Source organism: Rhodoferax koreense (assembly GCF_001955695.1).
GTDB lineage: Bacteria > Pseudomonadota > Gammaproteobacteria > Burkholderiales > Burkholderiaceae_C > Rhodoferax_B > Rhodoferax_B koreensis.
Genome location: NZ_CP019236.1, coordinates 3290264 through 3313942, shown reverse-complemented (window position 1 = coordinate 3313942; position 23679 = coordinate 3290264). Strand labels below are relative to the sequence as shown.

Below are 23679 nucleotides of genomic sequence, written 5' to 3'. Positions count from 1 at the left end.
AATCTCGATGAAACCCTCCACCGTCGTCTTCGATCTCGGCGCCGTGCTGTTGCACTGGCACCCCATCGAACTCGTGCAACGCGTGTTGCCCGCCCATGCCCACAACGAAACCGAGGCCCGGCGCATCTGCGCGGCGCTGTTCGGGGGCTTCGTGCCGGGATCGGCCTGGGCCGAATTCGACCGTGGCGCGGTCGAGCCTGAAGCCCTGGCGGCGCTGCTGTCGCCCGGCACCGGCATTCCCGTGCCGCAACTGCTCGACTTCATCCTCGCCGTGCCCGACCACCTGCACACCAAGCCCGACACGGCGGCCCTGCTGCCGCGGCTCCAGGACCAAGGGCATCGGCTGGTCTACCTGTCGAACATGCCGCAGTACTTCGCCGATCGCCTTTTCGCCGAACGTACCTTCTTCCACCATTTCGAAGACGGCATCTTCTCGGGCCGCGTGGGCCTGATCAAACCCGAGCACGGCATCTTCGAACTGGCCGAGCGCCAGTTCGGTCTCGAGCCGGCACGCACCATGTTCATCGACGACAGCGCGCACAACGTCGCCACGGCGCACGCGCGCGGCTGGGGAGCGATCCAGTTCCACGACGCCGCGCAATGCGAGGCCGACCTCCAGGCCCATTCCTGGCTGACCTGACCACGCCACCCATGTCCTCACCCGCCTACGAACACAACGGCCGGCCGGTCCGCCGGGAAGCCTTCTATGCCATCGCCTGCGACCCGCGGCGCAGCGTAGCGGTGGAAGCCTGCGCCGGCGCGGGCAAGACCTGGATGCTGGTCTCGCGCATCCTGCGCGCGCTGGTCGAGCCGCGCGAGGGCCGGGACGCCGCGGCGGCGCCACACGAGATCCTGGCCATCACCTTCACCAAGAAGGCGGCCGGCGAAATGCGCCAGCGGCTCAACGAGTGGCTGGTCGAATTCGCCGCGGCCGAGCCTGCCCACTTGGTGGCCGAACTCGTCGCGCGCGGCGTCTCGCCCGAGGCCGCGCCGGCCCGTGCGGCCGCGCTCCAGGGCCTGCATGCCGCGCTGCTCGCGCATGGCCGGCCGGTGCAGATCCGCACTTTCCACAGCTGGTTCGCCGCGCTGCTGCGCACCGCACCGCTGGCCGTGCTCGACGAACTCGGCCTGCCCGCCAACTACGAACTGCTGGAGGACGACAGCGAGGCCGTGCGCCTGGTCTGGCGGCGTTTTTACACGGCGCTCGTCGCCAAGCCGGATGCGCGGGCCGATTTCGACGCGCTGGTGGCCGAACACGGGCGTTTCCAGGCGCAGAAGGCGCTGGCGTCGGCGCTGCAGAAACGCGTGGAGTTCGCGCTCGCCGACGCGCAGGGCGTGGTCGATGCCTCGGTGCTGCCGTTCGATGTGCAGTTCCCCGAATTCGCGGGGCTCGAAGCGCCCGAACACGCCTGCTGGCGTGGCGCCGGGCGTGTTTTGCTGCTGGAAGCCGCATCCTGCCTGGGCAAGGCCAGTGCGAAGACTTTTGCCGCCAAGGGCGACGAACTGGTGATGGCCCTCACGGCGGGCGACATCGGCGGCGTGATGGCGGCCTTGCTCACCGCCACCGGCGGCGCACGCAAGTTCGGCGACAAGATCGTCGGCATCGAGAACATCCGCGCCGCGCAGGAACTGGTGCTGCGGGTCGCCGAGGCGCAGCTGCAGCAGGCGGCGTGGACGCACCAGCAGCGTATGGCCCGGCTCACGCGCCTGTTGGTGGCGGAATTCGCCGCGCTCAAGCGGGCCCAGGGCTGGATCGACATGAACGACGTGGAGCGCGCGGCCTCGCGCATGTTGTCCGACGAGGTGCTCAGCGGCTGGGTGCAGGAGCGGCTGGATGCGCGGGTGCAGCACCTGCTGATCGACGAGTTCCAGGACACCAGTCCGCTGCAATGGCAGTCGCTGCATGCCTGGCTCAGCGGCTATGTGGGCGCTGGCAGTGCGGCACCCAGCGTGTTCATCGTCGGCGACCCCAAGCAGAGCATCTACCGCTTCCGCCGCGCCGAGCCGCAGGTGTTCCGTGCGGCCCAGGCCTTCGTGCGCGAGGGGCTCGATGGCGACCTGCTGAGCTGCGACCACACGCGCCGCAACGCGCCGGCCGTGATCGACGCCGTGAACGCCGCCATGGGCGAAGCGCAGGCCGCCGGTGCCTACGACGGTTTTCGCCACCACACCACGGAATCCACCATGCAAGGCGCGGTGCTGCAGCTGCCGGCGATCGAGCGCGAGGCCGCTGCGACAGCCGCCTTGCCCGAAGACGCCGAGGGCGGATGGCGCGACAGCCTGACCACGCCGCGCGAGGAGCCCGAGGAAACGCTGCGCAGCCTCGAATGCCGGCAGGCCGCCGCCTGGCTCGCGCAGCAGATCGCCCACGGCGACAGTGATGGTGGCCTGCAGCCCAAGGACGTGATGGTGCTGGCGCGCAAACGCGACCGCCTGGCCGTGATGCAGGACGTACTGCGCAGCCTGTCGATTCCCACGCAGCAGCCCGAGAAGGCCGACCTGGCCGAAGCGCCCGAGGTACAGGACGTGGTGGCGCTGCTCGATGCCCTGGTCTCGCCCGCGCATGACCTGTCGCTGGCACGCGCGCTCAAGTCGCCGCTGTTCGGCGTGCCCGACGACGCCTTGGTCGAGCTGGCCCTGCTGCAGCGCGCGGCCCGGCACCTGAGCTGGTTCGATTTGCTGCAAATTCAGGAGCAGCTACCGCAGTCCCTGATTGCGCCAGGGCCTGTTTTGATGCGATGGAAGCGCTGGATCGACAGCCTGCCGCCGCACGACGCGCTCGACGCCATCTACGCCGATGGCGACGTGCTGGCCCGGTTCGCCGCGGCCGCCCCGCCCGCGTTGCGCGGGATGGTGCTGGCCAACCTGCGCGCCTTGCTGGGCACGGCGCTGCAGCTCGACGGCGCGCGTTATGCCACGCCGTATGGGCTGGTGCGCGCGCTCAAGGCCGGCGGCGTCAAGGCGCCGGTGAGCGCCGATGTCAATGCCGTGCGGCTGCTCACCGTGCACGGTGCCAAGGGCCTGGAAGCCAGGCTGGTGTTGCTGCTCGACACCGACGCCGCCGCGAGCAAGGCCGAGACCATGGGCGTGCTCGTCGAATGGCCGGGCGAGGCGGCGGCGCCCGAACGCCTGGTGTTCCTGGCCAGCGAAACCCGGCCGCCGGCCTGCACCGTGGCGGCCGTGCGCACCGAGCAGGCCGCGCGCCAGCGCGAGGAACTCAACGCCATGTATGTGGCCATGACGCGTGCACGCCAGATGCTCGCGATCTCCTCGGTGCAGCCGCGCCATGCGGTGGAGGGCAGCTGGTGGCAGCGCCTGGCGCCGCTGTCCGACGCGGTGCCCGTCTCTGAAGAGGCCATCGAGGTCGATGCCGTGGCGGAGCCTGCGTCTGACTTCGTGCTGCAGGTCCTGCCCGCCTTGTCACAGCAGCTGCAGCAGCCACCACTGACGGTGGCCTCGATCCCCGCCAAGGCCGAAAGCAGCCCTGGAGACGCCGCCAGTTCGGCCATTGGCCAGGCCATGCACCGGCTGCTCGAATGGGCGCGGCCCGGCGTGCCAGAGGTATCGCCCCACCACCTGAGCGCCGTGATGCGCGAGTTCGCCATCGACGCCCGGCAGGCCGAGCAGGCAGCGGCCATGGTCGCCGCCATCCGCGCGGGCGAAGGCGCCTGGGCCTGGGACGCGGCACTCATTGCCTGGCAGGGCAACGAAGTCGCGCTCAACCACCAGGGCCAGAGCCTGCGCCTGGATCGCCTGGTGCAGCGGCGTGACAGCGGCGAATGGTGGGTGCTCGACTACAAGTCCGCGCTGCAGCCGCAACGTCAGGTCGAACTGGTGGAGCAACTGCGCCGGTACAGGACGGCCGTGCTCGCGCTGACGGACGGCGCGCCGGTGCGGGCGGCGTTTTTGGCGGTGAATGGGGCGGTGGTGGAGGTGGTGTAGGGCGAATCCGATCGTTCCTTGCCGTCATGGGAAGGAGAAGGGCAAGTCCAAATGAAACACCCTGACCAGCACGAAGGTGAAGAGCGCCAGGCCCAGGAGCGCCAGCACGAAGGCTGCGACCGCCTTGGCTGTCGCGCGCAGCACCGCCGCGCGCTTCGCCTTCCCGTTCTCCTTCTTTCCTTGCTCGTAATGCCACTTGACCGCGAAGAACATGCCCGTGCCGAGCACGAGCAGCTTGAAGATCACGAAGACGATGGGGAACCAATCCATGATTTGAGTATTTCCAGGGGGAGATGAGAGAACCTCTGCGACGGCCATGCCGAGATGGTGGTGCTTGCACGTTCCAACGCATGTTAGTCAAAAGCAACTTCGATCCATCGGGACAAAACGTCCAGGGTCAAAGCCAGACAAGATGGAGGTAGGTATGCAGGCCGAAATCCGAGCCGCGCCAGGCGTGGTGAAATCGGCGCCCATCCATAGAGAAAGACGGCATGACGAATCGAACTGAGCCCACGGGCAAAACCGCGCTGGTCATCGGCGGCGGACCGGCGGGCTTGATGGCGGCCGAGACCTTGTCGGCCGCCGGCGTGCAGGTGCAGCTCTTCGACGCGATGCCTTCGGTGGGCCGCAAGTTCCTGCTGGCCGGCAAGGGCGGGCTGAACCTGACCCATTCCGAACCGGCGGACGTGTTCGCCACACGTTTCGGCGCGCGCCAGCAGCAGGTCGCGCCGTGGCTCGCCGCACTCGATGGTGCCGGGCTGCGCGAATGGGCGAAGGCCCTGGGCGTCGACACTTTCGTTGGCAGTTCGGGCCGGGTGTTTCCCACCGACATGAAGTCCGCACCGCTGCTGCGCGCCTGGCTGCACCGCTTGCGCGAAGCCGGCGTGGTGTTCCACATGCGGCACAAATGGACCGGCTGGGATGGCGATGCGCTCGTCTTCGACAGCCCCAAGGGCCCCTTGCGTGCGCAGGCCGACGCCGTGGTGCTGGCGCTCGGCGGCGCGAGTTGGGCGCGGCTCGGCTCGGACGGCGCCTGGGTGCCGCTGCTGGCCGCGCGCGGTGTCGATGTGGCACCGCTGCAGCCGGCCAATTGCGGCTTCGACGTCGGCGACCCCGAGGGCGCCGGTACGCGGCCCGCGCGCGGCTGGAGCGAACACTTTGCCAGCCGCTTCGCCGGCCAGCCGTTCAAGACGGTGGCCATCTCGGTCACCGGCATCCACGGCGAGCCCTTCCATCGCCAGGGTGAATTCGTGGCCACGGCCGGCGGCCTCGAGGGCAGCCTGGTCTATGCCGCCTCCGCGCTGCTGCGCGATGCCATCGCGGCCAACGGCCGAGCCACGCTGTGGCTGGACCTGCTGCCCGACAGAAGCGCCGAACGCGTGCTCGCCGACGTGCGTCATCCGCGCGGCTCGCGCTCGCTGTCGAGCCACCTGAAGAGCCGGCTCGGGCTGGACGGCATCAAGCTCGGCGTGCTGCACGAACGCCTGGGCAAGGAAGCGATGAACGATCCCGCCACGCTCGCCGCGGCCATCAAGGCGCTGCCGATCCACCTGGTGGCCACGCGACCGATCGACGAGGCCATCAGCACGGCGGGTGGCGTGCGTTTCGACGCCATGTCCGCCCAGGGCATGCTGCAAAACCTGCCGGGCGTGTTCTGTGCAGGCGAGATGGTGGATTGGGAAGCCCCGACCGGCGGCTACCTGCTCACGGCCAGCATGGCTAGCGGGCGTGTGGCGGGGCAGGGCGTGCTGGCCTATCTGGGGCTGCCGCAGCCGTAGCCGGCCCGCTGCGGGCGGGCTGGTCGGGCCTCGTCCGCAGCAAACGGTTTGCCGATGGCGGCCGGGCGGTGTAAAAGCGCAGGCATGGCGCCTCCCGGTGCCCATGGAGTTCAACCGCCATGCCGTTCGAGTCGACCACTCCCGCGCCAGCGCCACCTCGGCCCCCGCCGCCCGGCGACGCGATCGCCGAGCAATTCGCCCTGGCCGACAGCCTTGCGGCGCTGGCCGCGTCGGAGCAGGCCGCCGTCCATGCGCGCCGGGTGGCGGTGCTCAAGGGTGATGCCGATACGGCCGAGCTGAATCTGCCGCGCGTCGGGCTGGCGCTGTCGGGCGGCGGGGTGCGCAGCGCCACCTTCGCACTTGGCCTGCTGCGCGGCCTGGCGCAGGACCGCGCCCCGGCCGAGCCGGATTCTTCTGCGTCCACAGCCGATGACACGGACGGCGATGCGCGCACGGCCGCACCCGCCCGGCCGAGGTTGGCCGCCGAAGGCTTGCTCGGCCGCCTCGACTACCTCTCCACCGTTTCCGGCGGCGGCTACACCGGCGGCATGTTCGGCCGGCTGGTCGCGGCCTATGGCCTGGCCGAGGCGCAGAAGATGCTCTCCGACAGTGGCGCCTCGGTGCTGGAGTGGCTGCGCCGCAACGGCCGCTACCTCACGCCCGCGGGCTCGCGCGACACGGGCATCGCCGTCGTCACCTACCTGCGCGCCTGGCTGGCGATCCACACCGAGTTCATGTTCGCCTGTTGCCTGGTCGGCCTGGTGGTGGTGGCGCCGCATCTGCTGCAGCACAGCCAGCAATGGGTGGACCCGGCGGGCTGGGAGCGCTGGTACAGCCCCTGGTGGCCGCTGGCCGTCGGCCTGTGGGCCATCGCCTCGCCGGGGCTGATCGCCGGCTACTGGGCCGCGCGCGACGCGCCTGAGCGCGAGAGCGATGGCCACGGCGGTGGCCGCAGCGACGCCGTGCCCAACAGCGTGCGCCAGCGCCCCGGCGCACGCGATGGCGTCTTCATGCTGACCGCGGCGGCGTCGGCCTGGGTGCTGTGGCGGCTGCTGCAACCCGGCGGCACGGTGGACCCGCTGCGCTACGGCCTGAACTGGCCCACGGCGGGCCTGCTGGCCCTGGTGTCGCTGGCATCGGGCCAGGCCATCGTGCTGGGCTGGTTGTGGTTCACCCGTGAGACCTATGCGCTGAGCGTGGCGCGGCTACGCAACTGGCTCACACGGGCGCTGCGGGTGGTCCTGCTGGCTTCGCTGGCCCTGGCGGCGATGGGCGCGCTCGACCGCCTGAGCTGGTGGGTGCTGGAGGAGTTCCTCATCGGCAACCAGTGGCTGTGGGGCGGCGTGGGCGTGGGCAGCGTGGTGCTGGTGGTGCTGCGCGCGCTGATCCAGCCGCTGCAGCAGATTGCCGCCGAGACCAGCAAGCAGGCGCAGAACTGGTTGCCGCGCCTGCTCAGCGTGGGCAGCCTGGTGGGCGTGGCGGCGCTGGTCACGGCCTGGCTCACGGTGCTGCAGTGGTTCGTCTTCGCGCCCGAGACCTTCAGTGGCCTGCGCGACGTGCCGGCCGTGCTGCGCGCCGGCCTGCTGCTGCTCGGCTGGCTGGTGTGGATGCTGCTGACGGCGGGCAATGCGCAGATGGCCAACACCTCGTCGCTGCACAGCTTCTACCGCGGCCGGCTCACGCGGGCCTACCTGGCGGTGGGCAACCTGCGGCGCAGCATCGACAAGGACCATCCGCACCATGCCGATGTGACCACGGTGGTGGAGGGCGACGACACCCGGCTGGCCAACTACCGGCCCGAAGCCACGGGCGGGCCGATCCACTTGGTCAATACCTGCCTGAACCAGACGCGCGACGACCAGAGCGGCCTGTACAACGCCGACCGCAAGGGCACGGCGCTCACCGCCACCTGGCGTGGCTTCGAGATCGGCCCGGAGCAGTTCCTCGGCATGCGGCCGAGCTTCGACGCCGGCACGCTGGGGCGCTGGGTGGCGGTGTCGGGCGCAGCGGCTTCGCCCGGCGCGGGCGCCTACACCTCGCGCGGATTGGCCCTGCTGGTGTATTTCCTGGGCGTGCGGCTCGGCCACTGGATGCGGGCGCCGCGCGAACGCGTCACGCTGCGCTGGCTCAGCCGCCTGGCGTGGGACTGGTGGCCCAAGCCGCTGATGTTGACCAGCGAGGCCTCGGCCACGTTCTTCGGCGTGGAGCGGCCGTGGTGGTACCTGTCGGACGGCGGGCATTTCGAGAACACCGGGGTCTATGCGCTGCTCAAGCGCGAGCTCGATTTCATCATCCTGTCGGACGCGAGCTGCGACGCCGACTACGAGTTCGGCGACCTGGAAAACCTGGTGCGCAAGGCGCGCATCGACTTCGGGGCCGAGATCGATTTCTACAGCCAGGACGAGGCCTCGCGCCTGTTCAGCATGGACCCGGCGATGATCACCGTGCTCTCGCCCGAGGACATGGCCAACAACCATTCCTGCCGCGGCGTGCTGCTGGCGCGCATCCGCTACCGCGAGCGGCCCGGGCCGGACGGTGCGGCCTTTCGCCCGGAAGGCACGCTGCTGGTGGTCAAGCCCAACCTGCACGACGCGCTCGATGTGGACCTGCTGGCCTACGCCCAGAAGCACGAGAGCTTTCCGCACGAATCCACCGGCGACCAGTCGTTCGACGAAGCCCAGTGGGAGAGCTACCACCGACTGGGCGAGGACTTCGGCCGTGCGCTCAGCGACGACTGGCTGGCGCAACTGCCGGGCTGGCACAGCCCGGCGAAACACAACATCCGCATTTCCGCGCGGCTGAGCGGCAGCAAGGGCGAAGCAGCGCCGCGCGCCGAGCCGCTGTGGCGCCGCGGCGCGCGCGCCACGGCCATCGGTACCACGCTGGGCGTGGGGTTCTCGGGCACGCTGCTGCTGTCGATGTGGCAGGTGCAGGACCAGTTGCAGCGCAACCGCAGCGACGAGCAGACCGAGACGCGACAGCTCTTCACCGACGTCTCCAAGGGCCTGCAGGGTGTGGACGGCGCCTGCCCGCAGATCCCCGAGCACGTGGTGACCCAGGCCTCGCTGCTGTTCGAACTGCGCGGCAGCGCGGCGATGCGGCCGCTGGAACAGGCGGGTCTGGACCGTCTGGCCGGCCGCATTGCGGAGGAATGCCGCAAGGACGTGACCTCTGCGCCGGGTTGCCTGAGCGCCTACCAGCGCATGCAGAGCGACCTGTGTACCCTGGTGCGCAAGGCGCCGACCGAAGACACGGCGCTGAACTATTGGCACCCGGGCACGTCGCCGGAGGAACAGGCCCGGGCCGCGGGCCGGGTCTGGCGGGCCGTGGCGGGCTATTTCCCCAGCTTCCCCGGCCTGGGCCGCCTGCCGGTGGAGGTGGCCACCGCACCGCCGCCCGCTGCGCCGCCGGTGCAGATGCAGGTGCCGCAGACTGAGGCCGTGCCTCAGGCGGCGGCCGCCGCCGACGCCGCCGCCGAAGCCGCCCTGAACATCATGCCGCTCAGGGCCTGCGCACGGCCGGGCGGCGGCAGCAGCACGCTGTACCTGCAAATCTACGACGAGGCCTCGCGCCCGGCGGCCACGGCCTTGCGCGAAGCGCTGCAGGCCCAGCCCGGCAACCTGGTGCAGGTAGCGCCCATCGAAAACGTGGTGCGCAGCGCCGAGCTCAAGCAGCAACGCCGCGCCGTGCCCTGGCCCAAGCCGACTTTCGTGCTGCACGACCCGGCCAGTGACCGGTGCGCCGTCGCGCTGTCGCGTTTCATCGGGCCGCCCTGGAGCGCGGCCCAGGCCGGCGACACCGAGCCGGTGTGGATCCGTGGCCTGCCGCGGAGGCTGCAGGCCACGCCGGGGGTGATCGAACTCTGGCTGCCGCCGGTGGACCCGGCGAACTGCACGGTCTGCGACCGTTGACTTGTCCTGGAATGTTGAACCGGATGCAACCAAACCGGAGCCGGCCGGCCCTACACTAGGGGCCTGAGCATCATCTTCATGAGGGGGCCGCACCGACCATGTTCAACCCGCGTCACATCCGGTTCGCAGTGGGCGTCCTGCTTGCGGGCCAAGGCACGGCTTTCGCGGATTCCTGGTTTTCCATCACCGGTGATCCGCTGGATCCGGCGGTCGAAACAGTGCAGGTCGCGCCCGACACGGTGGTGGTGTTCGGCGACATGCGCGTCATGAAGATTCGCACCAACCGCGCGGCGGTGCGCAAGGGGTTCGACGGCCTGCCATTTCGCTCCTACGAGTCGAGCGTGCAGATCGACTGCACGACCCGCGAAGCGAACTTCCGCCGGCTGGAACTGTTCGACGATGCGCTGTGGCGCGGCGCGGGCCGGGTGCTCGACTTTGCCAACGCCGCAATGCCGAGGATGTTGTTCCAGGACATGCGTCCGAATCCGGTGGAGCGCATCGTCCAGGCGGCCTGCGATGTGGGCAAGGTACAGAATCGGTAACAGGGCCTCGGTCAGGCCCTGGGGTTTTCCTCAGCGCCGCTTCATCAGCGACAGGAACATCGCCGTGCCGATGGCGCCGTGCACCTGCGTCGTCGGATGCATCGCGTCCCAGAACAGGAAGGGCGGCAGGTAGCCGTTCTGGGTCACGTCCACGCAGGTCGCGGGGTTGCGGAACAGGCAGTCGACGGCGCCGGTGCCGGGTGACAGGTATTCCACTGCGGGCACGTCGGCCGACACGAGGCCGCTGGCCAGCAGCGCCTCACCCAGTGCGTAGACGTCCACGCGGGTGATGTTGGCCTTGGGCAACTGGTAGGACAGTCCGCGCAGCGAGACCTCGAGCAGCGCGTTGTGCTGCTTGGTCAGCTTGGTGAACAGGGCGCCTTTGCCCTGCGCCACGGCAAAAGGCGTGATGCCCATGTCGGGCAGGTTGGGCACCAGGAAGTCGCGTGCGCCTTGCGCGTAGAGCGCACGGATGGCCGTGGTCACGTTGCCCACCACCACGTCCGGGCTGTAGGTGATGTTCTGCAGGTAGTCGTTGGAGCCGCTCCACACCGTGAAGAGGGTATTGGGATGAGGCTTTTTGCCCGCCATGGCCTGGCTGTAGAGGTTGACCTGCCCCAGCAGACCGGGCACGGTGAAGCCCATGGGCGTCTGGGTGGAGACGCCCGACGAGGAGCCGCCGAAGGCAAAACTCACGCTGGTCTTGTTGCTCAGGTTCTGGTCGGCCAGAAACGGGAGCAATTCGGCATTGTTCTTTCGGGCCAGCAGCCGCCACAGGTATTCGACGGCCACCGGACCGTTCGTGAAGCGGCCTTTCCAGTAGGTGGCATACGGTGTAACGGACGGTGGAATGGCCGGTACCGTGGTCGGCGTGGTGGCGATGAAGTCGTTGCCCGTGTCGGACAGGCTGTCGCCGAAGGCATACATGGCGGAATAGTTCGGCAGCAGGCCCGCCCATGCGGCCGGCAAGCCGAGCAGAACCACTGGCAGGCAGAGCCCGCGCAACACAGACCGGATTGGAATAGCCATGGAATTTCCCTGTTTGGTAGAAGTGGATGCATCGCGTTCGCCAGTCGCCTCGCACGCGAGGGCTGGCGCGAAATCATCTTACGTAACAAACGTGCGAGAGAGTTACTTCTGTACAACGATTTGCAGGACTTGACAGGGTTGCGGCTACGAAACGAGGTGAGCCGCGCCGAGTGTGCGGTTCTCGGAAGCCTCAAGCGGAAGGCGGATCGGCCGCCTCGCTCATTTCCCGGACCTTGGCGGCCAGCGTGAAGATGTCGAAGGGCTTGGTCAGCACCTGCATGCCGTGGTCCAGCAGGCCATTGCCCACGGCCGCATTCTCGGCGTAGCCGGTGATGAACAGCACCTTGAGCCCGGCGCGCGTGACGCGGGCCGCATCGGCCACCTGGCGGCCGTTGAGCCCGCCGGGCAGTCCCACATCGGTGATCAGCATGTCGATGCGGCCGGGTGCCTGCAGGATGCGCAAACCCGATGGGCCGTCATCCGCGGTGAGCACCTCGTAGCCCGCTTCTCCGAGCACCTCGGCCATCAGCGTGCGGATCGTCGCTTCGTCCTCGATCACCAGCACGCGTCTGCCCGCGCCGCTATGAATCACCCCGGCATCGGGCGCCGGCTCGACCTCGTCGCTGGCGCCGACGTGGCGCGGCAGGTAGAGGCACATCGTCGTGCCCTTGCCGAGCTCCGAATACACGCGCACCTGGCCACCGGACTGGCGCACGAAGCCATAGACCATGGACAGGCCCAGGCCCGTGCCCTGGCCCATCGGCTTGGTGGTGAAGAATGGATCGAAGATGCGCTGGATCACTTCCGGCGGCATGCCGGAGCCGGTGTCGGTGACGCTCAGTGACACGTACTGGCCCGGGGCGAGGTCGCGCCCGGCCGCGGTGCGGTCGTCGAACCACTTGTTGGCGGTCTCGATCGTCAGCCGCCCGCCGTGCGGCGCCATCGCGTCGCGCGCGTTGATGCACAGGTTCAGCAGCGAATTCTCGAGCTGCGAGGGGTCGATCCGCGTCGCCCAGAGCCCGCCGGCGCCCACCACCTCGAGCACCACGTCGGGCCCGGTGGAGCGGCGGATCAGCTCCTCCATGCCGGCCACCAGCCGGTTCACGTCGATCGGCTTCGGATCGAGCGTCTGCCGCCGCGCGAAGGCGAGCAGCCGCTGGGTCAGCGCCGCTGCGCGCTTGATGGCGTCGGTGCTCATGCGCACGTAACGCTCGGTTTCGTCCAGCCGGCCCTGCTGGAGCCGCTTCTGCAGCACCTGCAGGCTGGCGCTCATGCCGCCGAGCAGGTTGTTGAAGTCGTGCGCGATGCCGCCGGTGAGCTGGCCGACGGCCTCCATCTTCTGCGCCTGGCGCAGCGCCTCCTGGGCATCGAGCAACTCGCGCGTGCGCGCCGATACGGCCGCTTCCAGGCCTTCGTTGGCGTCGCGCAGCCGGGCTTCGCTGTCGCGCAACGCCGCGGCGGTACGCACGCGTTCCGCGGCGGTGCGCGTGCGTTCGGCCACTTCCTGGATGAACTGCAGATCGTCGTCGGGCCAGGCGCGGACCTCGGTGTCGTTGACGAACAGGAAGGCGACGAGCACGCCATGTTCGAATACCGGCACGTTGACGAGCGAACGCACGGCCCTGGCTTGCATGGCGGCGCGTGCCGGCAGGGTGCGCGCATCGGTATGGACGTCGGGAATGCGGACGATCTCGTTGCGCTTGAGGTCGTCGATGAACGAGCCGTAGTCGCGCAGGCGCAGCATGCCGGCGACGGAGGGCACACCCGGCGCGGTCCAGTCGCGCTCGACCCACAGGGTTTCGGTGGACAGATCGACCAGGCCGAAGCCGACGCGGCTCGCGCCCAGTGTCTGGCCGAGAATCGCCGCGGCCTTGAAGCCGACTTCGGCGACATCGTCGAGGTCGCGCAGCGATTCGCTGAGCCGGGCCAGCGCATCGCGCCGGGCCATGGCGCGACGGCGCTGGCTCACGTCGCGCACCACCGCCAGCGAGCCGAAGCGTTCGCCCTGCGCGTCCACCAGCGTCGACAGGCTGATCTCCACGAAGAGCGATTCGCCGCTGATGAGCCGGTGGTGTGCCGCAATGCTGGTGCGCTGCGCCGGACGGCCTTCGGCATCCTTCGGGGGCGCCGGCTCTTCGTCGCCCTCGATGGTTTCGGTGAAAAGGCTGGCCTTGCTGCGGCCGAGCGCATCGGCCGCGGCCAGCCCGTATTTTTGCTCGGCCGCGGGATTGATGAAGATGAGGTGGCCGGCAGTGTCGAAGGCGAAAACCGCGTCCTGCATCTGCCCGAGCACGTCCTGGCGAAGGCGGTTGCTGGCCGCGCCTGCGCTCTCGAGCAGGAAGATGTCGTTGTTGACCACCAGGGCGTCGACATCGCCGCCGTAGATTGCCTGCAGCGTGTCCTCCATCTCGCGCAATCGCATCCGGAGCTCTTCGTTCTCCGCGGCAAGCGCGCCGTCCTGCGTTGCAGGTAGCGTGCCGTCACGCGAGGGCGCTGGCGCGTTCATGGTTCGCCCGACACAGGTTGCAGGCCCAGCGAGACACGCAACCGTTCGGTGTCCGACATGTCGCCCACGAAGCGTCGTTGCGGCAGCGGAGACAGGCGCACCAGCGTCGGCGAGGCGATGATCTGATCGAGCTTGGCCTGGGTCACGTTGGCGGCGATGTCGAGCACTGCGAGGCGGTGCAGGCCGGGCAGGTGCCGCTCGAGGAAGCTACGGGAGTTGACGATGGCGCGCGAGGAGAGGGGGGAAGCCGCGCTCACATACAGCCGGTAGAGCTGGGTGCGGTTGCGGCTGCTGGTTTCATGAACCATGGCGTCAGCCCAGCGGGCGCACGTCCAGGCCCACCAGCACCCGTTCCTGGTTGGACAGGTCGCCGATGATCTTGCGCATGGGTTCCGGAAACTTCCGCACCAGGGTCGGCACCGCGAGGATCTGGTCGCCGGCCGCGAGCTGGGGATTGACCAGCAGATCGATGACCTCGATGCTGTAGCGTCCGGCCAGATGGTCTTCGCACAGCCTTTTCAGATTCTCCAGCGCGGCCGCGGAGCGCGCCGTTTTGCCGGCGATGTAGAGGCGCAACTGCCACTCGGGCTTCTTGCTGGCCATGGCTTAGCCCCTCGACCTGGGATTGGATGTGGCGCTGCGGGCCGCGGACATGCTGCGGGCCCGCGTCTGCGCGCCTTCGGCTTCCATCTGTTCTCGGGCGATGGCGAATTCGACTTCCCCGGCGCGCTCCTCGGCCTCGAGCGTCAGCGCCGCGATCTGCGCGTCGAGCGCCTTGCGCCGGTTCGCCAGGTCGCGCAGGCGCCTGGCGTGGTCGCGCCCGCGCAACTCGGTGCTGGCCTGCAGCTGGGCCTCGTGCGACTGGCGCGCCGTGCCGGTCAGCACCTGGTCGCCGAACATGTAGACATCGATCAGGTCCACGCCGCGGTCGGAGAACACGAACTCGCGGACCTGGTTGGAGTGCGCCATGCCGCGCGATTTGAGCACCTGCAGGGTGCGCGTGCGCTCGCCGTTGAAGGCCACGTTGTTCAGCCAGAGCCAGCTGTCCATGAGCGAGGAGACGCCGACCTCGGAGCTGGCTGCGGCGGCGCTGTCGCTGGTGAGGCTGGTGAACAGCGCGGTCGTGCCCTTGGTCTTGAGGAAGTCGATCAGGCGCATCAGCGTGAGCTTCAGGCCCGCATCCTCGGTGTGTTCGGTGAGGTTGCTGATCGGGTCGACGGCCACCACACTCGGCGCGAATTCGCTCACCAGGTTGTACATGTGCACCAGGTGCTGTTCCAGCCCGTGCAGCGTCGGCCGCGTGGATTCGATCTTCAGCAGGCCTTTCCTGACCCAGCGCTCCAACCGGATGCCGATCGACTGCATGTTGCGCAGCAACTGGCTCTCGGACTCCTCGTAGGCGAACAGGATGGCCCGTTCGCCCCGGGCGCAGGCCGCGTCGACGAAGGAAGCGGCGATGCTGCTCTTGCCGGTGCCGGGCGAGCCGGAGACCAGCACGCTGCTGCCCTGGAACACACCCAGGCCACCGAGCATCTCATCCAGCCCCTGGATGCCGGTGGCCACGCGCTGCCTGGACGCCGCATGGTTGAGCGCCAGCGAGGTGATCGGCAGCACCGAGATGCCGCGCGCGCCGATCAGGAACGGATATTCGTTGGTGCCGTGGGCCGAGCCGCGGTACTTGACCACGCGCAGCCGGCGCGTGGACACCTGGTTCACGATGCGGTGGTCGAGCAGGATCACGCAATCGGCCACGTATTCCTCCAGGCCATAACGCGTGAACGAGCTTTCCCCGCGTTCGCCGGTGATGACGGCGGTGACGCCCCTGTCCTTGAGCCAGCGAAACAGCCGCCGCAGCTCGGCGCGGAGGATGGCGTGGTTCGTCACGCCGGCGAACAGCGCCTCGATGGTGTCGAGCGCCACCCGCTTGGCCTTGATGCTGTCGATGGCATAACCCAGCCGGATGAACAGGCCCTCGAGGTCGTATTCGCCGGTTTCCTCGATTTCGCTGCGTTCGACGCGAACGAAATCGAGTGCGATCTTCTTCTGGCGCTGCAGCTTTTCCAGATCGAAGCCGAGGGAAAGCATGTTTTCGGCCAACTCGGCTGCGGTCTCCTCGAACATCATGAAGACGCCGGGCTCGCCGAAATCCTGCGCGCCGCGCACCAGGAACTCCGCCGCCAGCATGGTCTTTCCGCAACCCGCCGCGCCGCAGACCAGGGTCGGCCGGCCGGCAGGAAGACCGCCATCGGTGATTTCATCCAGGCCGAGGATGCCGGTCGGGGACTTGCGGAGCTGGGCGCCCGACGTCGAGGGAGAAGCTTTGCGCTGTCTGAGAGCCATGGGCGAGAGCCGCCCGCAGCAGGGGCTACGAACGGGGGCTGAAAATGATCCAGTCGATTCTAGGGAGGCAACTTCTGCCGGGCTGTAGGTGAAGGCCGTGTATTCGTGGGTGCGCTGCACCTCGTACCGGGATCCCGGAAAAGCCGAAAAATCGCCATTTCCGTGATGGACTGCCTCGAACCTCTAGCGGATTGCATGCCGATGTCACAGGCCCGTCACGGCAGAGCGAAGCACCGTCTACCATGCGCGCCGGTAGGGCCGGACCAACTCGGCAGGCCCCCGGCATGAGGTTCCCCTGTGCATCCCGTCTGGTTGATTATTCTGGCGCCGCTGGCCTTGATCGCGTTCCCATTGAACGTGGGCATTCCCGTGGCCGTTCTGGCCATCTTGCTGCTCTTGTTCAAGGCGGGGGACGAATAGGCCGAGGCTGCTGCGCGTCACATCCGGCGCGGACCTGACTTCGCCTTTGTGGAGGCCACAAAGGGAAATGGAATGAGGTTGACGAGCCTTGACCCCGGCACTGGCTCCACAGTTAGGGCTGCTTGGTTCCCCACCTGACCCGGTTGGCCGCTTCACCATGCGGGAAGGCCCGTCAGGACATATTGTAGGCGACGATGGCATGTCCTTGCGCGCCGTGGGCCTGTCCGGACCACTTCTTCTGTAACGGCGTTTGACGTGCAGCGCCACCTTAGAATCCGGGCATGTCCTATCTCGTGCTCGCCCGCAAGTACCGTCCCCGCAATTTCACCGAGATGGTGGGGCAGGAGCACGTGGTGCAGGCGCTCGGCAATGCGCTGACGACGCAGCGGCTGCACCATGCCTATCTGTTCACCGGCACGCGTGGCGTGGGCAAGACCACGGTGTCGCGCATCCTGGCCAAGTCGCTCAACTGCCAGGGTGTGGATGGCACGGGCGGCATCACCGCCAGCCCCTGCGGTGTGTGTCAGGCCTGCACGGACATCGACAGCGGCCGCTTCGTCGACTACACCGAGCTCGACGCGGCCTCGAACCGCGGCGTGGACGAGGTGCAGGCGTTGCTCGAGCAGGCCGTCTACAAGCCGGTGCAGGGCCGCTTCAAGGTCTTCATGATCGACGAAGTGCACATGCTCACCAACACCGCGTTCAACGCGATGCTCAAGACGCTGGAGGAGCCGCCCGAGTACCTGAAGTTCGTGCTGGCCACGACCGATCCGCAGAAGGTGCCGGTGACCGTGCTCTCGCGTTGCCTGCAGTTCAACCTGCGGCCGATGGCGCCCGAGACGGTGCTCTCACACCTCACCCAGGTGCTGCAGACCGAGCAGGTGCCGGCCGAGCCGCTGGCCTTGCGGCTGCTCGCGCGGGCCGCGCGCGGCTCCATGCGCGACGCGCTGTCGCTCACCGACCAGGCCATCGCCTTTGGCAGCGGCCAGCTCACCGAGGCCACGGTGCGCCAGATGCTGGGCAGCGTGGACCGCAGCTATGTGTTCCGGCTCATCGAGGCGCTGGCCAACGGCGACGGCAGAAGCGTCGTCGAAACCACCGAAGCATTGCGCCTGAACGGCCTGAGTGCCGCCTCCACGCTGGAGGAGATGAGCGCGGTACTGCAACGCATGGCCGTGATCCAGGCCGTGCCCGGCTGGAGCGATGGCGCGCAGGATGCCGCCGACCCCGAAGCCGGCGACACGGCCCGGCTGGCCCAGGCCATGCCCGCCGACGAAACCCAGTTGCTGTACAGCCTGTGCCTGCATGGCCGTGCCGAACTGGGCTTGGCGCCCGACGAATACGCGGCGTTGACCATGGTGCTGTTGCGCCTGCTGGCCTTCAAGCCGGGCAGCGTGGTACGCGCCTCGGCGGAAAAAAAAACTCTGAATGATGGAGGGCGGCCGCCTGCGGCCCATCCATCGACCACCCCCCCAGTGCCGCCCCCGGCATCGGTGCCGGCACCGCGGCCTGCGCCCGTTGCCGCCACGGCCCCGGTCTCGATTGAACCGGCGGTACCCGCCGCGGCCCCAGCGCACACACCGCCATGGGAAGATGCACCTGCACCTGCACCTGCACCTGCACCTGCACCTGCACCTGCACCTGCACCGGTGGCAGCCGTCAATGACGTGGTCGGCATTCCTGTGCGCGTCCAGGCCGAACCCGGCGAGCGCCTGCAGCCAAGACCCGTGCAGCCCGGTGCCGTCCCCGCACCGGGTCGCCCCACGGCGAGCAGCTTCGTGCCGACAGAGGAGGGCGATCTCTGGCATGCGACGGTGCAGCAGCTGGTTGCCGCCGAGGCGATCACCGCGCTGGCGCGTGAGCTCGCGCTGCAGTCGCAACTGGTGGCCAGGGATGGTGCACACTGGATGCTGCGCGTGGAACGCGAATCGCTGAACCAGCCGGCCAGCCGCGAACGCCTGCGCGCCGCCCTGGGTGCGATGCCTGGTGTGGACGGTGCGGAGGGCGCGGCCACGCTGAGCGTCGAGGTGGGTGTGGTCAGCGACAGTCCCGCGCGTCGCAATGCCGCCGCAGCGGCCGAGAAACAACGGGTGGCCGAGGAGATCCTGCTCGAGGACCCCTTCGTCCAGTCGATGATGCGGGACTTTGGCGCGAAAATCGTGCCCGGCAGCATCAAGCCCCTTTAACTTTTTCATCTCTTCTCTAGGAAAACTCATGTTCAACAAAGGACAACTCGCCGGCCTGATGAAACAAGCCCAGGCGATGCAGGACAACCTCAAGAAGGCCCAGGACGAACTGGCCTTCGTCGAAGTCACCGGCGAATCCGGCGCGGGCCTGGTCAAGGTGCTGATGACCTGCAAGCACGACGTCAAGCGCATCACCATCGACCCGAGCCTGCTCGGCGAAGACAAGGACATGCTCGAAGACCTGGTGGCCGCCGCCTTCAACGCCGCCGTACGCAAGGCCGAGGAAACCAGCCAGGAAAAGCTGGGCAAATTGACGGCGGGCATGCCGGGACTGCCAGGCGGTATGAAATTCCCGTTCTGATGCGGCGCGAGGGCGGCCCCGCCGGTGATTGGCCGATCGATGTCTGATTCCAGTTCGCTCAACGCCCTGATCCAGGGCTTGCGGCGTTTGCCCGGGGTGGGGGTGAAGTCGGCCTCGCGCATGGCCTTTCACCTGTTGCAGCACGACCGCGAGGGCGCGCAGATCCTGGCGCAGGCCCTGGCGCAGGCCGCCAGCCATGTGCGGCATTGCGAGCGCTGCCATACCTTCACCGAAAACGCGGTGTGCGACACCTGCCTGGATGCGACGCGCGATGCGGGCAAGCTGTGCGTGGTGGAGACGCCGGCCGATCAGTCCGCGCTGGAGCGCACCGGCGCCTACAAGGGTTTCTATTTCGTGCTGATGGGCAGGCTGAGTCCGCTCGATGGCATCGGTCCCAAGGACATCGGGCTGCAGAAACTGTTCGACCGGGCCGGCGACGGCGCGGTGCAGGAGGTGATCCTGGCCACCAACTTCACCGCCGAAGGCGAGGCCACGGCCCATGTCATCGGCGAGACGCTGAAGGCCCGTGGCCTGCGCGTGACGCGGCTCGCACGCGGTGTACCGGTGGGCAGCGAACTCGAATACGTGGACCTGGGCACCATCGCGCACGCTTTGGTCGACAGGCGCTGAGGCCCGGCCTCGGCGGAGCTACGGTCGAGTTACGTGGAAACCCCCATGGGGATGTCCTGATGGCGCTTTGGGGTGGAGTTGTTAAGCTTTTCGACACCAAGGCCCGAAACAACGATCCATGCACCCATTCCCCATCCAACGCCGCCGCTTCGCGATTGGCGCGGCCGTGGCCGCGGCCGCCGTGGCCTGTCCGGCGCTGCGCGCGCAGGGCAAGCTCGAAAAATCCAGCATTTCCATGGCGGTGGGCGGCAAGGCCGCGTTCTACTACCTGCCGCTGACCATCTCCGAGCAACTGGGCTACTTCAAGGCCGAAGGCCTGGAAGTCGAGATCAGCGACTTCGCCGGTGGCGCGCGCGCGCTGCAGGCGGTACTCGGCGGCTCGGCCGACGTGTGCTCGGGCGCGTTCGAACACACCATCAACCTGCAGAGCAAGGGCCAGTTCTTCCAATCCTTCGTGCTGCAGGGCCGCGCACCGCAGATCGCGATCGGCATCTCCAACAAGACCCTGCCCGACTTCAAGTCGCTGGCCGACCTCAAGGGCCGCAGGATCGGCGTGTCCGCGCCGGGCTCTTCGACCAACATGGTGGCCAACCTGGTGTTGTCGCGCGCGGGGATCCAGCCCGGCGACGTGAGCTTCATCGGCGTGGGCACCTCGGCCGGTGCGCTGACCGCCTTGCGTTCAGGCCAGATCGATGCGATGAGCAACACCGACCCGGTCATGACCATGCTGGAGCAAAAGGGCGACGTGCGCATCATCGCCGACACCCGCACGCTCAAGGGCACGCAGGACGTGTTCGGCGGCGCGATGCCGGCGGCCTGCCTGTACGCGCCCTTGGAATTCATCCGCAAGAACCCCAACACCACGCAGGCGCTGGCCAACGCCATCGTGCACGGACTCAAGTGGCTGCAGACCGCCGGCCCGGGCGACATCATCAAGACCGTGCCCGAGAGCTATCTGCTTGGCGACCGCGCCCTGTATCTCGCATCGTTCAGCAAGATCCGCGAAGCCATCTCGCCCAATGGCCTGGTGCCCGAGGAGGGCCCGAAGACCGCACTCAAGGCGCTGTCCAGTTTCGATGCCACGGTGAAGGCCGACAGGATCGATCTCGCCAAGCTCTACACCAACGAATTCGCCCTGCGCGCAGGCGAGAAGTTCAAGGCCTGAGCCGGTGTGAGAGAACCGACCGCGCACGCCGATTCCGCATGACCGACCCGGCGCTCGAATTCCTGCATGTGTCGTGTGCCTTCAGGTCTCGCAAGGACACCGGCCCGGCCGCGTACGAGGCGGTGGCGGACACCACCCTGCGCGTGGGGGCGGGCGAGTTCGTCTCGTTGGTCGGACCCACGGGCTGCGGCAAGTCCACGCTGCTGAATGTGGCCGCCGGGCTGTTGGGGCCGACGGCCGGCGAAATCCGCGTGTTCGGCCATCCACTGGCCGGCATCAACCGGCGCGCGGGCTACATGTTCCAGGCCGAGGCGCTGATGCCGTGGCGCAGCGCGCTGGGCAACGTGATGGCCGGCCTGGAGTACCGCGGTGTGTCCGCCGACCAAGCGCGCCAGCAGGCGCTGGACTGGCTGGGACGCGTCGGCCTCGAAGCCTTCGCCGACCATTATCCGCACCAGTTGTCCGGCGGCATGCGCAAGCGCGCGGCACTGGCCCAGGTGCTGGCGCTCGACCCCGACATCATCCTGATGGACGAACCCTTCAGCGCGCTCGACATCCAGACCCGCCAGCTCATGGAAAACGAGTTGCTGGACCTCTGGGCCGCACGAAAGAAGGCAGTCTTGTTCATCACCCACGACCTTGACGAAGCCATTGCCCTGAGCGACCGGGTGGTGGTGCTGTCGGCCGGGCCCGGCACGCATCCGATCGGCGAATTCCGCGTTGACCTGCCGCGCCCGCGCGACGTGGCCGAGGTGCGCATGCATCCGCGGTTCGTCGAACTGCACGCTCAGATCTGGGCGGTGTTGCGCGACGAGGTGCTCAAAGGCTATGCGCAGCAACTGCGCAGAGTGGCCTGACGATGAGAGAGCACAAGTTGCGCGGTTTGCGTGCGTGGCAGACAGGCTTGCTGGTGTTGCTGCTGGCCGTGTGGCAACTGGCCTCGCGCGACCAGCGGCTTGCGTTTTTCCTGGGCGAACCGGTGCAGGTCGCGGGCCGGGTGTGGTCCTGGTTCATGCCCTTCGCTCTCGGCCCGGGGAGCGTCTTTCCCGAGGGCCTGCCGGGGCGGGCCGACATCTACCGCCACCTGGGCACGACGCTGCTCGAGACGGGGCTGGCCTTCGCTATCGGCACGCTGTCGGGCCTGGTCGGCGGCCTGTGGCTGGCGCTGGCGCCGCTGGCGAGTGCGCTGCTCGACCCGTACATCAAGGCCGCCAATGCCATGCCTCGGGTGATCCTGGCGCCGATCTTCGCGCTGTGGTTCGGCCTGGGCATCTGGAGCAAGGTGGCGCTGGCGGTCACGCTGGTGTTTTTCGTCGTGTTCTTCAACGTCTACCAGGGCGTGAAGGAGGTCAGTCCCGTCGTGCTGGCCAACGCGCGCATGCTCGGCGCCAACCGCAAGCAACTGCTGCGCACGGTCTATCTGCCGAGTGCCACGAGCTGGGTGTTCTCCAGCCTGCATACTTCGGTCGGCCTGGCCTTCGTCGGTGCGGTGGTGGGTGAATACCTGGGTTCGGCGCGCGGCGTGGGCTACCTCATCCTGCAGGCCGAAGGTACATTCGACGTGAACACCGTGTTCGCGGGGATCGTGGTCCTCACCGTGTTCGCATTGCTGCTCGATGGCGCGGTAGGCCGCGTCGAGCGCAGGCTCATGAAGTGGCAGCCTCGCGGCTTGGACATGGAGAAACTTTGAATACGGTCGCTCATCCCTTTCTGCGCCCGCGCGGCAGTGCCGCCCGGGTCCTGAACGAAGAACTGTTCTTCGACCTGGTCTACGTCTTCGCGGTCACCCAGCTCTCGCATTACCTGCTGGACCATCTCACGCCGCTGGGCGCCGTGCAGACCCTGCTGATGTGGTTCGCCGTCTGGCTGGGCTGGCAATACACGGCCTGGGTCACCAACTGGTTCAACCCCGGGGCCTTGCCTATCCGCTGTGTGCTGTTCGCCATCATGCTGGTGGCGCTGGTGATGGCGGCAGCATTGCCGCAGGCCTTCGGTGAACGCGGCCTGGTGTTTGCTGGCTGTTATGCGGCGATCCAGGTCGGACGCACGCTGTGGGTGCTGCTGGCGCTGGGGCGTGGTCATGCGCTGCAGGCCAACTTCCGTCGCATCCTGGCCTGGCTGCTGGTCTCGGCGGCGCTGTGGATCGCCGGCGGCCTGGCTGGCGACATGCAGCAGCGTCTGCTGTTGTGGATGGCAGCGGTGTTGTGCGAATACGTGGCGCCGATGTTCGGCTTTGCGTTTCCGGGCCTGGGGCGTTCGGCCACCAGCGAATGGACCATCGACGGCGGGCATCTTGCCGAGCGCTGCCAGCTGTTCGTCATCGTGGCACTGGGCGAATCGATCCTGGCCAGCGGTGTGGCCCTGGCGCAAGAGGCGCAGTGGCATGCAGGCGACCTGATGAATTTCCTCGTCGCCTTCGCAGGCAGCCTGGCCATGTGGTGGATGTATTTCGACACGAGCAGCCAGCAGGCTGCGCACAAGATCGAGCATTCCGATGACCCCGGCCGCATCGGCGCCTACTTCCACTACACCCACGTGATCCTGGTGGCGGGCGTCATCGTCTGCGCCGTGGCCGACGAACTGGTGATCGGCCATGGGCCCCACCACGTGGAGGCCAAGTACCTGGCGGTGCTGCTCGGCGGCCCGGCCATCTACCTGCTGGGTAATGCCCTGTTCAAGCGCGTGGTGTTCGGGCGGGTGCCACTGTCGCACCTGGCCGGGCTTGCCGCCTTGGTGCTGTTGGTGGGGATCGCCGCGCACGCCACGGTGGCGGTCATCGGCGCGGCCACCACGGCGGTGCTGGCCGCAGTGGCGGGCTGGGAAGCCGTGGCGCGGCGGCGCCCCGGCATGGCGACCCGCACGCACTGAA

Annotated in this window: 18 protein-coding genes and 1 other RNA gene; 12 read left to right on the top strand and 7 right to left on the bottom strand. The window is 68.2% G+C overall.

Features of this window, described 5'->3' with window-relative positions:
* Positions 1 to 7 precede the first annotated feature (7 nt).
* Positions 8 to 640, top strand: coding sequence for an HAD family hydrolase (locus RD110_RS15300; RefSeq protein WP_076200270.1), 633 nt, complete (start codon positions 8 to 10; stop codon positions 638 to 640).
* 11 nt (positions 641 to 651) lie between these two features.
* Positions 652 to 3942 (top strand): UvrD-helicase domain-containing protein, encoded by a 3291-nt coding sequence (locus RD110_RS15295; protein WP_076200269.1) that lies wholly within the window; start codon positions 652 to 654, stop codon positions 3940 to 3942.
* A gap of 24 nt (positions 3943 to 3966) precedes the next feature.
* On the opposite strand, the gene RD110_RS15290 is transcribed toward RD110_RS15295, so the two are convergent.
* Positions 3967 to 4212, bottom strand: a complete 246-nt coding sequence (locus RD110_RS15290) for a hypothetical protein (protein ID WP_076200268.1) — start codon at positions 4210 to 4212, stop codon at positions 3967 to 3969.
* A 221-nt stretch (positions 4213 to 4433) separates the two neighbouring features.
* Between RD110_RS15290 and RD110_RS15285 the strand changes: the two genes are divergently transcribed.
* The 3 genes from RD110_RS15285 (at position 4434) to RD110_RS15275 (ending at position 10173) form a co-directional block, all read left to right on the top strand.
* On the top strand, positions 4434 to 5720 hold the full coding sequence (locus RD110_RS15285) for a TIGR03862 family flavoprotein (protein WP_076200267.1): 1287 nt from the start codon (positions 4434 to 4436) through the stop codon (positions 5718 to 5720).
* Between the two features lie 119 nt (positions 5721 to 5839).
* Positions 5840 to 9631: a hypothetical protein gene (locus RD110_RS15280; protein WP_076200266.1), complete on the top strand. Its 3792-nt coding sequence runs from the start codon at positions 5840 to 5842 to the stop codon at positions 9629 to 9631.
* Positions 9632 to 9729: 98 nt separating this feature from the next.
* Positions 9730 to 10173 (top strand): surface-adhesin E family protein, encoded by a 444-nt coding sequence (locus RD110_RS15275; RefSeq protein ID WP_076200265.1) that lies wholly within the window; start codon positions 9730 to 9732, stop codon positions 10171 to 10173.
* Between the two features lie 30 nt (positions 10174 to 10203).
* Here RD110_RS15275 and RD110_RS15270 read toward each other — a convergent pair whose 3' ends face one another.
* The 6 genes from RD110_RS15270 to ffs all read right to left on the bottom strand — a co-directional run bounded on the left by RD110_RS15270 (position 10204) and on the right by ffs (position 16642).
* Positions 10204 to 11202, bottom strand: coding sequence for an SGNH/GDSL hydrolase family protein (locus RD110_RS15270; protein WP_083686293.1), 999 nt, complete (start codon positions 11200 to 11202; stop codon positions 10204 to 10206).
* Between the two features lie 190 nt (positions 11203 to 11392).
* Positions 11393 to 13708, bottom strand: a complete 2316-nt coding sequence (locus RD110_RS15265) for an ATP-binding protein (RefSeq protein WP_083686292.1) — start codon at positions 13706 to 13708, stop codon at positions 11393 to 11395.
* Positions 13705 to 14016, bottom strand: coding sequence for a circadian clock KaiB family protein (locus RD110_RS15260; protein ID WP_076200262.1), 312 nt, complete (start codon positions 14014 to 14016; stop codon positions 13705 to 13707). Before RD110_RS15260 ends, RD110_RS15265 begins: the two co-directional genes overlap by 4 nt.
* Positions 14017 to 14020: 4 nt before the next feature.
* Positions 14021 to 14311 carry a circadian clock KaiB family protein gene (locus tag RD110_RS15255; RefSeq protein WP_076200261.1) on the bottom strand — a complete coding sequence of 97 codons (291 nt, stop codon included), beginning with the start codon at positions 14309 to 14311 and terminating at the stop codon, positions 14021 to 14023.
* 3 nt (positions 14312 to 14314) lie between these two features.
* The gene (gene kaiC / locus RD110_RS15250; RefSeq protein WP_076200260.1) at positions 14315 to 16048 is read right to left on the bottom strand and encodes a circadian clock protein KaiC; all 1734 of its coding nucleotides are present in this window, start codon (positions 16046 to 16048) and stop codon (positions 14315 to 14317) included.
* Between the two features lie 497 nt (positions 16049 to 16545).
* An RNA gene (gene ffs, locus RD110_RS15245) (signal recognition particle sRNA small type) lies at positions 16546 to 16642 on the bottom strand.
* Positions 16643 to 16749: 107 nt separating this feature from the next.
* Here ffs and dnaX point away from each other — a divergent pair.
* From dnaX to RD110_RS15210, 7 genes are all read left to right on the top strand, one after another.
* Entirely contained in the window at positions 16750 to 18654 is a 1905-nt protein-coding gene (dnaX, locus tag RD110_RS15240) for a DNA polymerase III subunit gamma/tau (protein ID WP_076200259.1), read from the top strand.
* Positions 18655 to 18682: 28 nt separating this feature from the next.
* Positions 18683 to 19015, top strand: a complete 333-nt coding sequence (locus RD110_RS15235; protein WP_076200258.1) for a YbaB/EbfC family nucleoid-associated protein — start codon at positions 18683 to 18685, stop codon at positions 19013 to 19015.
* 39 nt (positions 19016 to 19054) lie between these two features.
* On the top strand, positions 19055 to 19645 hold the full coding sequence (recR, locus tag RD110_RS15230) for a recombination mediator RecR (RefSeq protein ID WP_076200257.1): 591 nt from the start codon (positions 19055 to 19057) through the stop codon (positions 19643 to 19645).
* 118 nt (positions 19646 to 19763) lie between these two features.
* On the top strand, positions 19764 to 20810 hold the full coding sequence (locus tag RD110_RS15225) for an ABC transporter substrate-binding protein (protein WP_076200256.1): 1047 nt from the start codon (positions 19764 to 19766) through the stop codon (positions 20808 to 20810).
* Between the two features lie 38 nt (positions 20811 to 20848).
* Positions 20849 to 21667, top strand: coding sequence for an ABC transporter ATP-binding protein (locus RD110_RS15220; protein WP_076200255.1), 819 nt, complete (start codon positions 20849 to 20851; stop codon positions 21665 to 21667).
* A gap of 2 nt (positions 21668 to 21669) precedes the next feature.
* Entirely contained in the window at positions 21670 to 22500 is an 831-nt protein-coding gene (locus RD110_RS15215; RefSeq protein ID WP_076200254.1) for an ABC transporter permease, read from the top strand.
* Positions 22497 to 23678: a low temperature requirement protein A gene (locus tag RD110_RS15210; protein WP_076200253.1), complete on the top strand. Its 1182-nt coding sequence runs from the start codon at positions 22497 to 22499 to the stop codon at positions 23676 to 23678. The genes RD110_RS15215 and RD110_RS15210 overlap by 4 nt, the downstream gene beginning before the upstream one ends.
* The last annotated feature ends 1 nt before the right edge of the window (position 23679 follow it).

Coding starts and splice junctions, on each gene's coding strand:
- RD110_RS15300 (WP_076200270.1), top strand. CDS start 8: ATGAAACCCTCCACCGTCGTCTTCGATCTCGGCGCCGTGCTGTTGCAC.
- RD110_RS15295 (WP_076200269.1), top strand. CDS start 652: ATGTCCTCACCCGCCTACGAACACAACGGCCGGCCGGTCCGCCGGGAA.
- RD110_RS15290 (WP_076200268.1), bottom strand. CDS start 4,212: ATGGATTGGTTCCCCATCGTCTTCGTGATCTTCAAGCTGCTCGTGCTC.
- RD110_RS15285 (WP_076200267.1), top strand. CDS start 4,434: ATGACGAATCGAACTGAGCCCACGGGCAAAACCGCGCTGGTCATCGGC.
- RD110_RS15280 (WP_076200266.1), top strand. CDS start 5,840: ATGCCGTTCGAGTCGACCACTCCCGCGCCAGCGCCACCTCGGCCCCCG.
- RD110_RS15275 (WP_076200265.1), top strand. CDS start 9,730: ATGTTCAACCCGCGTCACATCCGGTTCGCAGTGGGCGTCCTGCTTGCG.
- RD110_RS15270 (WP_083686293.1), bottom strand. CDS start 11,202: ATGGCTATTCCAATCCGGTCTGTGTTGCGCGGGCTCTGCCTGCCAGTG.
- RD110_RS15265 (WP_083686292.1), bottom strand. CDS start 13,708: ATGAACGCGCCAGCGCCCTCGCGTGACGGCACGCTACCTGCAACGCAG.
- RD110_RS15260 (WP_076200262.1), bottom strand. CDS start 14,016: ATGGTTCATGAAACCAGCAGCCGCAACCGCACCCAGCTCTACCGGCTG.
- RD110_RS15255 (WP_076200261.1), bottom strand. CDS start 14,311: ATGGCCAGCAAGAAGCCCGAGTGGCAGTTGCGCCTCTACATCGCCGGC.
- kaiC (WP_076200260.1), bottom strand. CDS start 16,048: ATGGCTCTCAGACAGCGCAAAGCTTCTCCCTCGACGTCGGGCGCCCAG.
- dnaX (WP_076200259.1), top strand. CDS start 16,750: ATGTCCTATCTCGTGCTCGCCCGCAAGTACCGTCCCCGCAATTTCACC.
- RD110_RS15235 (WP_076200258.1), top strand. CDS start 18,683: ATGTTCAACAAAGGACAACTCGCCGGCCTGATGAAACAAGCCCAGGCG.
- recR (WP_076200257.1), top strand. CDS start 19,055: ATGTCTGATTCCAGTTCGCTCAACGCCCTGATCCAGGGCTTGCGGCGT.
- RD110_RS15225 (WP_076200256.1), top strand. CDS start 19,764: ATGCACCCATTCCCCATCCAACGCCGCCGCTTCGCGATTGGCGCGGCC.
- RD110_RS15220 (WP_076200255.1), top strand. CDS start 20,849: ATGACCGACCCGGCGCTCGAATTCCTGCATGTGTCGTGTGCCTTCAGG.
- RD110_RS15215 (WP_076200254.1), top strand. CDS start 21,670: ATGAGAGAGCACAAGTTGCGCGGTTTGCGTGCGTGGCAGACAGGCTTG.